At 61.1% G+C, this 12,099-nt stretch carries 12 protein-coding genes; 4 read left to right on the top strand and 8 right to left on the bottom strand.

The features are described from left to right. Positions 1–461: 461 nt before the first annotated feature. From F7R90_RS02540 to F7R90_RS02530, 3 genes are all read right to left on the bottom strand, one after another. On the bottom strand, positions 462–1,193 hold the full coding sequence (locus F7R90_RS02540; RefSeq protein ID WP_158055715.1) for a nucleoside phosphorylase: 732 nt from the start codon (positions 1,191–1,193) through the stop codon (positions 462–464). A 117-nt stretch (positions 1,194–1,310) separates the two neighbouring features. After that, on the bottom strand, positions 1,311–2,225 hold the full coding sequence (locus F7R90_RS02535; RefSeq protein WP_158055714.1) for a carbohydrate kinase family protein: 915 nt from the start codon (positions 2,223–2,225) through the stop codon (positions 1,311–1,313). Positions 2,226–2,310: 85 nt separating this feature from the next. Further along, positions 2,311–3,123 (bottom strand): DUF63 family protein, encoded by an 813-nt coding sequence (locus F7R90_RS02530; RefSeq protein WP_158055713.1) that lies wholly within the window; start codon positions 3,121–3,123, stop codon positions 2,311–2,313. Between the two features lie 146 nt (positions 3,124–3,269). Here F7R90_RS02530 and F7R90_RS02525 point away from each other — a divergent pair, with 146 nt between their 5' ends. After that, positions 3,270–3,680 (top strand): SPW repeat protein, encoded by a 411-nt coding sequence (locus F7R90_RS02525; RefSeq protein WP_158055712.1) that lies wholly within the window; start codon positions 3,270–3,272, stop codon positions 3,678–3,680. A gap of 378 nt (positions 3,681–4,058) precedes the next feature. Here the strand turns inward: F7R90_RS02525 and F7R90_RS02520 are convergent, their stop codons facing one another. Beyond that, the gene (locus F7R90_RS02520) at positions 4,059–4,697 is read right to left on the bottom strand and encodes an ArsR/SmtB family transcription factor (protein WP_158055711.1); all 639 of its coding nucleotides are present in this window, start codon (positions 4,695–4,697) and stop codon (positions 4,059–4,061) included. Between the two features lie 112 nt (positions 4,698–4,809). Between F7R90_RS02520 and F7R90_RS02515 the strand changes: the two genes are divergently transcribed. Further along, positions 4,810–5,400, top strand: coding sequence for a hypothetical protein (locus tag F7R90_RS02515; protein ID WP_158055710.1), 591 nt, complete (start codon positions 4,810–4,812; stop codon positions 5,398–5,400). A gap of 106 nt (positions 5,401–5,506) precedes the next feature. Then, entirely contained in the window at positions 5,507–7,129 is a 1,623-nt protein-coding gene (locus F7R90_RS02510; protein WP_158055709.1) for a transposase, read from the top strand. 261 nt (positions 7,130–7,390) lie between these two features. Here the strand turns inward: F7R90_RS02510 and F7R90_RS02505 are convergent, their stop codons facing one another. Further along, a complete protein-coding gene (locus F7R90_RS02505; RefSeq protein ID WP_158055708.1) occupies positions 7,391–7,894 on the bottom strand; it encodes a DUF302 domain-containing protein in 504 nt (167 codons plus the stop codon). 127 nt (positions 7,895–8,021) lie between these two features. Then, complete coding sequence (locus F7R90_RS02500; RefSeq protein WP_158055707.1) at positions 8,022–8,990, bottom strand: ribose 1,5-bisphosphate isomerase; 969 nt, start codon at positions 8,988–8,990, stop codon at positions 8,022–8,024. Between the two features lie 312 nt (positions 8,991–9,302). On the opposite strand from F7R90_RS02500, the gene deoC reads away from it, so the two are divergent. After that, positions 9,303–9,944 carry a deoxyribose-phosphate aldolase gene (deoC, locus tag F7R90_RS02495; protein WP_158055706.1) on the top strand — a complete coding sequence of 214 codons (642 nt, stop codon included), beginning with the start codon at positions 9,303–9,305 and terminating at the stop codon, positions 9,942–9,944. Between the two features lie 12 nt (positions 9,945–9,956). Here the strand turns inward: deoC and F7R90_RS02490 are convergent, their stop codons facing one another. Continuing rightward, positions 9,957–11,222 (bottom strand): outer membrane protein assembly factor BamB family protein, encoded by a 1,266-nt coding sequence (locus F7R90_RS02490; RefSeq protein WP_158055705.1) that lies wholly within the window; start codon positions 11,220–11,222, stop codon positions 9,957–9,959. A gap of 56 nt (positions 11,223–11,278) precedes the next feature. Beyond that, positions 11,279–12,031 carry a mechanosensitive ion channel family protein gene (locus F7R90_RS02485; RefSeq protein ID WP_158055704.1) on the bottom strand — a complete coding sequence of 251 codons (753 nt, stop codon included), beginning with the start codon at positions 12,029–12,031 and terminating at the stop codon, positions 11,279–11,281. Between the last annotated feature and the right edge of the window lie 68 nt (positions 12,032–12,099).

Here is a 12,099-nt window from a genome sequence, read left to right as displayed (position 1 = left end):
AGCAGGCGCGAACGGAATGAGGGTCTCGGGTATGCAAACGATGCAATTTTCAGTACCAACTCGACATGCGGGAGCGACGACAGGAGTGACTCGTGCGAGGTTTCGTGTGCGGTTGCGGTGCTGTGCGGTTTCTCATAGGCACCGGCAGTAGTGTTGTTCTTCGACACCGAAGAGAGTGCAAGTCAGCGAAGTTAGACACAAGCAAGCCAGATTCTATACGCAAGAGAGAGACGCTAGCTACTCCCGAAACCGATGAGACCGCAACCGCACCGCCACGGCCACACCCTCCCCAGCCGACTGCGCGGTTCGGGTTCAGAAGACGTGACCCGAAGCGGTCACGTCTTCTGCGCTCACTGCTCATCCCTCGCGCGACTCGTCGGACCACAGGGGTCCGACGGCGCGCGCCGATGGTGAATCACTAACTCGAAAATCGCCAACTCGAAAATATCCGACTCAGGACGCTATTCCGCGAGTTCGACCACGGCGTCGAGCGTAATCAGAATCGCGCGCTCGACGTTGTTCTTGGCCTTCTCCGGCAGTTCCTCGTCTTCGGTCTCACCCTTCTGCGTGCCCGCGACGAGATTGCCGTCAACCGTGCAGATGGCTCCGGCGCGCATGCCTTTGCGGCGGGTCAGCGAGAAGACGGCCGCCGCTTCCATCTCGACCGACAGGATGTTGGCTTTCTCCCAGTCTTCGACGTACTCGTCAGTTTCTGCGTAGAAGGCGTCGTCGCTGGCGATGGGACCGACGTGGATGTCTTCGTCGTTGGCTTCCGCAGAGTCCACGAGCGAGGTCAGCACGCCGTAGTCCGGCACAGCGGGGTACTCGACGGCCTCGTAGCGCTTGCTCGTGCCCTCGTTCTTCGCCGCACCTGTTGCGACGATCATGTCGCCGATTTCGATGTCGGACTGGAGCGCGCCGGTCGTCCCGACGCGGATGACCGTCTCGACGCCGACGGCACTCAGTTCTTCGACGGCGATAGCCGCGGAGGGACAGCCGATACCGGTCGAGCAGATGGTGAGGTCGGTGCCCTCGTAGGTGGCGTTGACGACCTTGTACTCGCGGTTCTGCGCGACGACCTCCGAGTCGTCACAGAGGTTAGCGATGCGGTCCACGCGGCCGGGGTCGCCCGGAATCAGCGCGATGTCGTTTACGTCGCCCTCTTCGACGAGGAGATGGGGCTGTTTCGCCATACGGGCAGTTTCTCGGGAGCGGGAGAAAAAGCGTGCGGGTTCGAGATTCACTGTTCGGCTTCACTCGTACCTGTCGAGCGCGTCCCACTCGCCTCGAATCAGACTAGCCTACAGAGACTAACCCGAATACTGCTCGTTCAAGAACGAACCCACTTCTGCCCACGTCGGGGCGGTTCGCGCACCCTCTCGCATCGCGGCCATCGCACCGCAGGCGTTCGCAAATTCGAGCGCCCGGTCGTACTCGGCGTCCGGGCCGATGGGACCCTCCGACTCCAACAGTACTCGCAGAAATCCGGCCGCGAAGGCGTCACCGGCACCCGTCGTATCCACGACTTCCGCGTCGAAGCCGGGGTGAGCGTACGAGCAACCGGGGGTGTCAACCTGTGCGCCGTCGCCGCCGTGCTTGATGACGACGACGCGACCGTGGAGTTCCGAAGAGGGGTATTCGAGGTCCTTGTCCAGAATCTCGCGGGCCTCGCGGTCGTTGAGGAAGACGATGTCTGAGTACGCGAGTGCCTCCGAGTAGTCGCGCTCGCCGAGGCGGCGGCCGGGGTCGAAACTGACGCTCAGGCCCGCCTCGGTGGCGACTGCCGCGAGGTGGGCGGCCGTGTCCGGGCGTTGGCTCGTCAGGTGGAGGTGTCGCGCCTGCGTGACGTACTCCGGGTCCACGTCCGCTGGTTCGATGGCTTCGTTGGCACCCTCGTTGCCCAAGACCATCACCTCGCCAGCGGGGTCTACGATGAGATACTTCGTGGTCGTCTCGCCGTCCGTCACTGCAAGCAAGTGACTGCAATCGACGCCTGCGTTCTTCAGTTCGCGGCGGACGAGGTGACTGCTCTCGTCGTCGCCGACGCTCCCGACGAGTCCGGTTTCGAAGTCCATTCCGGCGAGCGCGACGGCGACGTTTGCCGCACTGCCGCCGCCGGAGCGGCGCTGAGAGTCGATTCGCGCCTCCCCGTCCGGTTGGGGGAGCGCGTCCACGCGGAGGGTCACGTCCCAGTTGACGTGCCCGGCAGTGACTACCTCGACCATGCGTGACGACGGAGGCGGCGATTGACGAGCGACATATCCTCTCCGTATGTACCCGGCGGTGAAAATACTGTGGGGTCCGATGAAATCAGCCCGCGATGGCGAACAACAGTAGATTGTGAGCGCCCGGACCGAGACCGACGGCCGCGACGGCGCCCAGTAGCAGGTAGCCTTCCGTGGGGTCCTCGCGGACGAAATCTGCGAAGAGGACGACGACGAGTTCGGCGATAGCGAGCTTCACGAGAACGAACAGCCACCCGGTGCCCAGTACGTCCGCAGTCGGCAGGTCGGCGGCGATTTCGAGGATGGCGGCAGAAAGAGGCGTTCGCTCGTCGAAGCCGAGTGCATCGACGCCCACCGCAGTCGAAGCGGCGTCGAGCGCGTGGCCGAACAGCGCGAGCGCGCCGACTGCGCCCGTCGCGGCCGCTACGTCCGGGAACTGCTGGCGAGTCGCGGCCCACGCTAGCGCGGTCAGTATAATCGCGGCCACCAACCCGACACTGGGCCAAAACAGTTGGAGTCCCGTCCCCGTACTATCGCCACGGGCGAGCGCGTAGCCGACGATAGGAACACCGACTGTGAGACCGCTCACGGCGAGCCTATGCTCGACGGGCGAATCAGACTTCAGGGCCGCCAGCCAGACGAGGCCCGCGGCGACGAACGTCGTCAGATACACCGAGGGCGTGCCCAACAGCGGAGCGACGCTCTCGGGGACCCACTCGACGACGTAGAGGACGTGCAGACTCGACCCGACGAGGACCCACGGCGCGAGTGCGAGGACGGTCCGGTCGGAGACAGTGGGGTCGCTCCGGGCGAGCGACCACCCGACCAGTGCGACCGCCGCGAGCAGGGGGACGAGGTACTGCAACGGCGGGAGTGCGAACCCCTCTGGGAGTATCATGGAAACAGTGGCGAAGCGGGAACCTGAAAGGTTTGCGGTCGCTCCTCGTCCCACGGGAACGCTAGACTCGCGGTACGCGGCCTTAGCTATCAAGTACCCGCTCTATTTATGTCGTTTCGGCCCCAACTAGAATGGGGGTTGAGAGAATGAGCGAAACAACGAACGAAACACGGCAGACGAGTAACACGCAAGGCTGGATTTCGGCCGTCGCCGCCCTGCTGGGTACGTGGCTACTCGTCAGCGTGTTCGTCTTCGACCCGATACCGGAGGCGAACTTCTGGAACGACGTCATCGTTGGGGGTGCCATCGCTACGATTGCAGGCTACAACGCCGTCAAGTCGAGTAGCCAAGGCATCAGCGCGAGTTGGTCCGGGCTCGTCGCACTGCTCGGTCTGTGGATGATAATCGCGCCGTTCCTCTTCGAGACGACCGGCGCGGCGTCGTTCTGGAGCGACGTAATCAGCGGATTGCTCGTCGCAGTCCTCGCGGGATACAACGCCTACGCGGCCCGCGAAACGGCCCGTCGCACGACGACGGCAGAACCGGAGAGCCGATAACCGACTTCGATTTTTGTTCGGGAACGCGCTTGCGTTGCTAGTTGTGCATTCCGCCAATCACGTCCTTCGTCAGTTCGTCTTCATGAGTAAGTAACGGCCGAAGAGCCGAGAATCTCCGTGCAGCGCGCCAGACAGCAGCCCTCCTCGGACCTCGTTCGCCCCACAACCTCGGAGGATGGAATTGTTGTGTGCCTTGTTTCCAAGGTATGTTCTAGTGAAGATTAGATGTTCCTCTGTGGGTTCCTACACTTCTAGGCTAGGGACGCTTCGGCACGCGACCAGCTACAAGAGATATCCAGACCAAATCGAGCGCACGAATAAGAAGATAATCTGCGAAGAGGGAGTTCAGGGCACGAGCCGGATTCTATGACACGCTCACTATCGCCAATACCACCACAGAAGTCCAACTCCGAGAGCGAATGCGCCGCCCACGAAAAATGCCATCCCTGGAGAGATCATTATGTCCATAATCTCAAACCCGATTGGATTTGTGGGGGGAGAACTACCACCAGGGGTATCGCTGGTTGGTGGTGCCCTAGGTGTTGCGGCAAGCATCTGAACAAGATAGTCAACGAAGAGACTGGCAATTCCGAGCAGAGCGACAGCACCAAGAACTCGTGATAAGCCATCACGCAAAGATGTGCTGTCTAGGTCCATGCCAGTGTATAGTACGAGCGCGTTATCTGACGGGCCATACACTTTCATTTCGGTCCCACGAGAGGAATACCAGTGATCAACGACTTTGACAAGTCCTACATCCTCGAACTTCTGTAGGTGATATTTGACGTTCTGAACGGACGTATCGACAGATTCGGCGAGATCGGACGCAGTTTGTGGTTCATCGTGGAGGCGACTCAGTAGTTGCCGTGCGGTTTCTGATGTAAGCGTGTCAAACACTGCCGTCGCACCCTCATCACTAATCTCAACCAGACGTGCCTCCTGGTCCGTACGAACGGTGACTGGCCAGCGAAGTGGGAATGCGCTCTTTGTTTCCTCCTGTTGGGTGTTCTCAGACATTGGATGGTCCTTTCTCCTCTAGTTGTAACCCGTAGTTTTGGCCCTTCCCCTCGCTAAAGTGGCCACTTGAGTCTGGCCAGTGGTCATTTAACAGGGGCTCCAACGGGGAGATATGAACCGACGAAAGTTCCTGGCTGGTGTAGGTAGTACTGCCATCGTCGCCGTGAGTGGCTGCATTAGCGCTATCACCGACGCGAGTGGCCCTAATACAAATGGCTCAGAAGAGGTGCCAATGCATTTTTCACTGACCAGTGTGGATAACGCTCCCGAACCACTGTCTTTCGAGGTCACCGTATCAAACGATCGACTGAGCACGGCAGAAGTGCCGATAGTAGAGATTACTGTGAAAAACACCGGTGATGAAACCGTTAGTTGGTCCTATGCAGGGGGAGTCAGTGATCTACCCTTTCCCCAAGGTGTTCATGATTCAGAGACCGGCGGGCTCGTGATCGGATTAGAAGAGGAAGTGCGAGCGCAATTGATAGATATATCCAGTGGGTGTGCACGAGTCGATCAGTTCGTTCGAGCTGATGGAATCAAGAATACTGTTCTCAAAGCAGGTGAGCAAACGAAGAGATCGTACGCGATTGCTGGCGTCGATGGGGAACTAAACGGCACCTGTCCAGACCCGGGCGAATATCGGATGCAACGTGATTTGGGAGATGTTGGTGTGTGGGGATTCAATTTCAAGTTGGAGCAATAACCAAATTCGCTGAACGAACCGCAGTCTCCTGTCTACATACCCTGGCTCAGTTAGTCATGCTCGAAACTCGGCCACTTTGAAACACTATTATTAGAATCGCCGTCCGATGGAAGACTCCTCCGACTTCTACCGTAAACGAGATGCCCTCAAGACTGACGCTTACAAAGCCGGGATCGAAATACGGGGATCTCTCCGAGATGGAAATCAACTCCAGACAAGCGTGACCGAGGTGACGATCCGAAGTGGAACGCTCGATGACTCGTATCCTGAGTGGCACCCAGCACCCGATTCGTTCCTTGGGATGATTCGACTGTTCATCTACCGAGAGATCACGGGCGACAGCTATCGAACCCTTGCCCAGTACCAAGAACTCGCTGATGCGTTCGGTCTGGATCACGTCCCTGACGAGTCCGTACTCTCACGGACGTGGCGTAACCGGTTTGACGGTGATGTCCGCGAGTTCGTGACCACCGCCGCCCACTTCGTCGTGAAAGAGATCCATGAATACGGCCCATCTGTCTCTGCTGTTCGCCCCAAGGAGGAGATCACTGACCGAGAAGACGAGTCACAACCTGCCGATGAGGACGATGAATCTGCCGGGCGAGAGTTTTCCGACGAGCAGATCCATCAGGCCACACGTCTCGCCCGTGACCACGGCTTCGACGGGTTCAACTCAGGGCGGGCTCAGAACGCCACCTATGAGGACACGCGGTTTTTTGAGCTCCAGACGTTCATGGGGATGGTCGGCTGTGGGACGGCTCAGGGTGCTGCTCGCTTCCAGTACAGACGGGGCGAGGAATACGGTCCCCACGGAGACACACATCTGCGGGCAGTCAAGCAGTTTGAGCCCGATTCCCTAATCAAGGGGTTCGATCGGGCCAGCGATCGCCTGCTTTCGGCTATCGCCTCCGAAGCATCCTTTCGCCGTCCAGTGACCGCTGCGATTGATATCACGACTATCCCGTACTACGGGGATGTCGAGGAGATGCCGATGGTAAGCGGCACGAAAGACGGCGAGCGTCGCGCGTTCAAGTTCGCGACGCTCTCGGTTATCGGGCAGAACATCCCGCTCGTCTTGGCTATTGAACCAGTCCGAGAGAGCTCGGCGTGGGATGAGAACCCGTCGAACCAAATCCACCGCGTTGTCCGGCGGCTCGTCCAGCGTGCGAAAGATCACGTCCCCATCGAGACAGTCCTCTGCGACCGCGAGTTCGATTCCATGCGGGTGTTCCAGACGCTCTCGAACCTAAGTGTGAACTACCTCATCCCAAAGCGCATCACCAGCTCCGAACGCGGGGTGATCGAGCGGATGGACGAGGACGACCAGGAGATCGCTGTTGAATCCGCGTCCGTCCACGTCGAGGCCGGCTCGCATCCGATGCGGTTTCTGTACGTCCCATCGACGAGTGGCGAGAGGACCACGGTGTTCGCGACGAATCTCCGAGTCGGGCCGGATGAGGCCGAGACGTTCTGTCGGCGCTATAGTCGTCGCTGGCAGATCGAGAACGAGTACAAGTCCATCAAGGGTGATTTTCTGGCGAGGACCTCCTCGAAGGACTATCGCGTGCGGCTGTTCTATTTCGTGTTCGCGGTGTTGCTCTACAATATCTGGCGACTCACTGATTTCCTGCTGAAAGCCGGCGTCGACGGCGAAATGGACTACGCGCCCGTGTTGACCGCGGGTGAGTGTGTCGAGATCGTTGCCTCGGCGTTGATTCCGCCCGATTAACCGGCTGAGCCTTCGTTGAGTCTGCTGCTCGGGAGTGGCAACACTATTCAGCAGCGCGGGAATCCACGCAATTTCTCGCGTCTATCCGACAGTTAAGCTCGTGAAGGTTCGATATTGACCCTTGGCCGGTGAGAAGAACCACGACTCGACGGAGATGTGACCCAAAGCTAGCCCATCCTCCGAAACTGTGGTTCGCCCGAAGCATTGAAGAATTGATATTGCGTTAATTGGTTTACGGAGGTGTTTGCACCGTCTCCGCTCTCAGTTCCCGCTCGTCGCCAGCGACTCTAACGCGTTCGAAATCGCGTTGAGCGTGTCTTCTTGGCCCTCGATGCCGTGACGCTCGGCCAGCCATCTCGGGTCGTTGTAGGTGACGTAGACGGACCCGTCGTCGGCCTCCCAGACGAGCATCTTCTGTGGCAAGTCGATACCCGCGGTCTGTTCGGCCTGCATCAGTTGGGTCCCCAGTCGGGGATTACCGAAAATCAGGAGCGTCGTCGGTCTGAGGTCCATCCCGAATCGCTCGGCACTCTGGGCGTGGTCCACGACCTCGATGAGCGTCAGATTCTCGTTCAGTTCGATGTTGGTCTGTACGTCGCTCAGCGTTCGGTCGAAGCTCCGGTCGCTCGAAACGGTGACGAGGCCGTTTTCCGTTTGCTCTCCGTCTGCGGTGGTCGTCTCCTGTCCCGCGACGTTCCCCGCGAATCCCATCGCTCCCATGAGTCCGGCGACTCTGAGGAACGCGCGTCGTTCCGTGTCTTGCATAGTCCGACCCACTGAACCACGGACGAGGCGTTAGTTATACGCAGAGTTACGGCGAGGAAATCGGAAAGCGTGTCCCGAACGCTCGAATACGAGTCGTCAATCGCCCGTTTCCCGGTTCTGGTTCGCGCTACTCGTCCCACGGTTCGCCGCCCTGCTGGTCGCCGAACAGTTCTCGCATCAGCGTGACGATGCTCTCCGGTGGGAACTGCCCCCGCTCGGTGACGATGGCATCGACGTAGCGCGGTGGCGTCACGTCGAACGCGGGATTCTCGACGGTGAGGCCTTCTCCCTGGGAATCGCCGTCGATTTCGGCTTCCTCCTCGGCCGTGAGGACTTCTCGCTCGTCGCGCATCTCGATTTCGACCGTGTGGCCGGTCATCGTGTCCGGGTGGAGTTTCAACGTCTGAGCCGCGACCATGATGGGGACGCCGCGCTCACGGGCGTTGACCGCCAGTCCGGAGGTGCCGATTTTGTTGATGACCGACCCGTCGGCGGCGATTGAGTCCGCGCCCACCAGCACGTGGTCAACCTCGTCGAGATACCGACGCGCGGCGTTGTCCACGACGAGCGTGACCGGCACGTCCCACTCGCGAAGTTGTCGGGCGGTGATGTGACCCTGCTTTCGCGGCCGGGTCTCTTTGACGACGGCGCTAATCTCCTTCCCCTGGTCGAGGGCCGCCTCGACGCAGGAGAGGGCGTCCGTCGAGTGGCAGTGAGTCATCACGGTGTCGCCGTCGCGCAGGCGGTTCGCGCCGATTTGGCCGAGGTTGTCCTGCGCTTGGTCGAGTTCGCGGCAGAACTCAGCCGCGCTGGCCACCACGCTCTCTCGGAGGGCTTCGACGCTCTCGCCGCTCATCCCGCCGAACACGTATCGGAGCGAGTTGGGGAGGCTGACCGCAGTCGGGCGGGTCTCGCGCAGGCGACGGGCCGCGGCGCGCATCTCCGCACGGAATGCCTCGGGGGTGTCGGCGTCGCTGTCCTGCGCTTGGGTCGCCAACGCCTCGGCCGCCGCGTCCGCGATGGTCGCCGCGCCACGTATCTCCATGCTGGCGATGTCCTCGGCGACCGAATCGACGGCGGGATGGACCTCGTTCATAAAGTGAGTGTAGGATGTCAGGGGGCAAAAGGGTAGGTGTCGGGATGATGAGACGGTGGAGTCGGGTGAGAAGGGTGTGGCTGTGCGCGGTGGCACGGTGGCGGTACGGTGGCGACACGTTCTCTCCGTGGTTTCGGGAGTAGCTAGCTTCCGGTTCTCAGAATCCACTAATCTCGCGGACTCCACAGAATCAACTCAAGCTATCGCTCTGGTTCGCACCGAGCAGAACGACTCTTTCCCACCGAATACCACGCACCCTCGCACACTGCTAGAGTCGGAGGACATTTGAAACCCCAAACACCACCTGTTAGCATGAACGACGCCGAACTCGCCGCGAGCATCGACCACACGGTCCTCGGACCCGAGACGACCTTCGCCGACGTACAGCAGGTCTTAGACGACGCCGACGAGTACGGCCTGAACGCCTGCATCCCGCCGTGCTACGTCGCCGAAGCGGCGGAGTACACTCCCGACGTGACCCTCGCTACGGTCATCGGCTTCCCGCACGGACAGCACGCCACCGCCGCCAAGCGTGAAGAAGCGGCCATCGCCTACGAGGACGGCGCGGACGAACTGGACATGGTCATCAACGTCGGCCGACTCAAGGCCGGAGAAACCGAAGCAGTCCGCCAAGACATCGAGGAAGTCGTCGCCGCGGTTCCCATCCCAGTGAAGGTCATCATCGAGACAGCCCTGCTCACCGACGAGGAGAAACACGACGCCTGTCAGGCCGCGAAAGACGCCGACGCGGCGTTCGTCAAGACCTCCACCGGATTCGCCGAGAGCGGCGCGAAAGTCGAAGACGTGGAACTGATGAGCGAGTATCTCCCTGTAAAGGCCAGCGGCGGCGTCGGTAACTACGAACAGGCCCGAGCGATGTTCGACGCAGGCGCGGAACGCATCGGCGCGAGTTCGGGCGTCGAAATCGTCGAGGACTTCCGACAGAACTACTGAGGCGACTTTCAGCTACTTCGCTTCCAGCGCGTGGACGTAGCCTTCCCCCTTCGGCGGTTTCGTGTAGGCGTAGACGCGACCACCAGAGACTGCGATTCCTTCGCGCACGCGAACCCCCAAGTCGAGTTTCCAGCGGCGCGCGCTCACGTCGATGCCACCGAACCCGACTCCGCCGCCCGTCTTGATGGCGTGGAGTCGCCCGCCCTCGTCGCCGATGTAGAGCGTGTCGCCAGCGACCGCAGGCGCGCAGTTTACGTTGTCTTTCGTGGAGACCGTCCAGTCGGTCTTCCCGGACTCGCGGTCGATAGCGACGACGCCGTCTGCGCCAGAGGCGAAGACGCGTCCGTCGGCGACTGCGAGGTGGTGGTCGGTGAACACGCGGTCGTCGCTCGTCCACTCTATTTTGCCGACTCGGCCGGTGTTCAGACAGTGGAGTTTGCCACCGAACGGGAGGACGTAGAGACGCCGACTGACGACTGCTGGAGCGGTGTTGACCATCCCCGGTAGCTTCTGTCGCCACGAACCCTCGCCGTCGAACTTCGAGAGCGCGAACACCTCGCCGCCCTCGGTGGCGACGTAGAGCAGTGGCGAAGTCTCCGACACTGCTGGCGGTGCGGCTATATGACCGAACAGTTCGGTGCGCCACTCCTCGTCGTTGTCGTTCAGGTCGAAGCAATGAACCCACCCGTCGCGCGTGACGGCGTAGATAAATCGCCCGTCGTGGTCGAATCGAGGTGCGGCCGAGACTTCGCCCTCCGTTTCGAACGCTCGAACTTCTTCGCCGGTCTTGGCGTCGAGGACGAGCAAGGCGTCCCTGTTGCCGCCGGAAATGTAGACCAGTCCGTCACGAACGGTGGGCGCGGACCACACCGACATACCCCGGCCCTCTTTGTCGAAATCGTAGCTCCAGAGCGATTCTCCGGAGTCGGCCGCGAAACAGTCGTGCGTGTCGCCCGCCGGGACGTACACCCGACCGTCTGCGACGGCAGGCGGTGCAGTCGGCGAGGAGACGGGTGTCTTCCATCGCTCCTTGACGCTCGACTCGGGGCCGCGACTTTCGGGGTTGTATCCCGTGTTCGCTCCGTCGTGAGCGAGCGTCGGCCAGTCGGTCGTTTTGCCTGCCGAATCGGCGGCCTCGTCGTAGTCGCCGCCAGTGGTACACCCTGCGAGTGCAACCGCGCCGACGGACCCGATAGTTGCGAGATACTGGCGTCTGTCGAGAGAATCGTGGGAGCGTCGCTTGTCGAGGGCCGCAAGAGAACGTCGTCTGGAGGGCATACTATCTCCTGCTCAGCCCACGGAAAAATATATTCTGGTCAACAGTTCACAGCGACTCAGTCGTCGTCCGCCGTCTCCGAGGAGGGCGTCGGCGTCCCCTGTCGAGCGCGGCCCATCCAGTCGTCGATGTGCGCTGCCACGTAGTCGTGGCCACCCCACCCGAACGCGATACCGATGGCGAGCGCGACGCCCGCGGCGAGTCCCCACGACAACGCTTGGGCGAACACGTACAGAATCTGTACGTCGATGCCCATCGTGTCGAGACCGATGACGATGGCCGCGAAGTAGAGGAAGAACCGGACGCCCGTGGCGAACCACGTCGTGTAGGCTGTCTCGGTCGCCGCCCGCGTACGCTCGATTGCGTCGCCGACGAAGTCCGAGACTATGAACCCGAGGATGATGACCAGCAGGCCCGCGACGAACGCAGGCAGGTACGACACCGCGGTCGCAATCCACTCCGACAGCGTCTCTATCGCCAGCGTGTTCGCGGCCGCGAGGATGGCCAGCGCGTAGACGAACCACGCCGTCACTTTGCCGAGGAAGTTCGAGACGGCGTTTCGGGACTCGCCGAACATGCGACCGAGCGGCGTGGAGCGTGTACGCTGGTCGAGGCCGACTCTATCCGAGAGTCGCGATACGAATCCGCCGAGTGTCCGACCGACGAGCCAACCGAGGAGGAGGATGACTATCGCTCCGATTAGTCTGGGAAGCGCCGCGACGATTTCCGAGAGTGCGTTTCCCAGCCATCCCGGTAGGTCACCGAACAGTCCACCGTCGTCCGCTTGCAGCAGTATTTGGTACGTGTTCATGATTGAGCGCCGAGCAGCGACCGAGAAAGTCGCACGGTCCCGACGCACCAACACAGAGCCACCATCCA

The sequence above is a fragment of the Halorussus halophilus genome (assembly GCF_008831545.1).
GTDB lineage: Archaea > Halobacteriota > Halobacteria > Halobacteriales > Haladaptataceae > Halorussus > Halorussus halophilus.
This window is presented reverse-complemented; position numbering and strand designations above follow the sequence as displayed.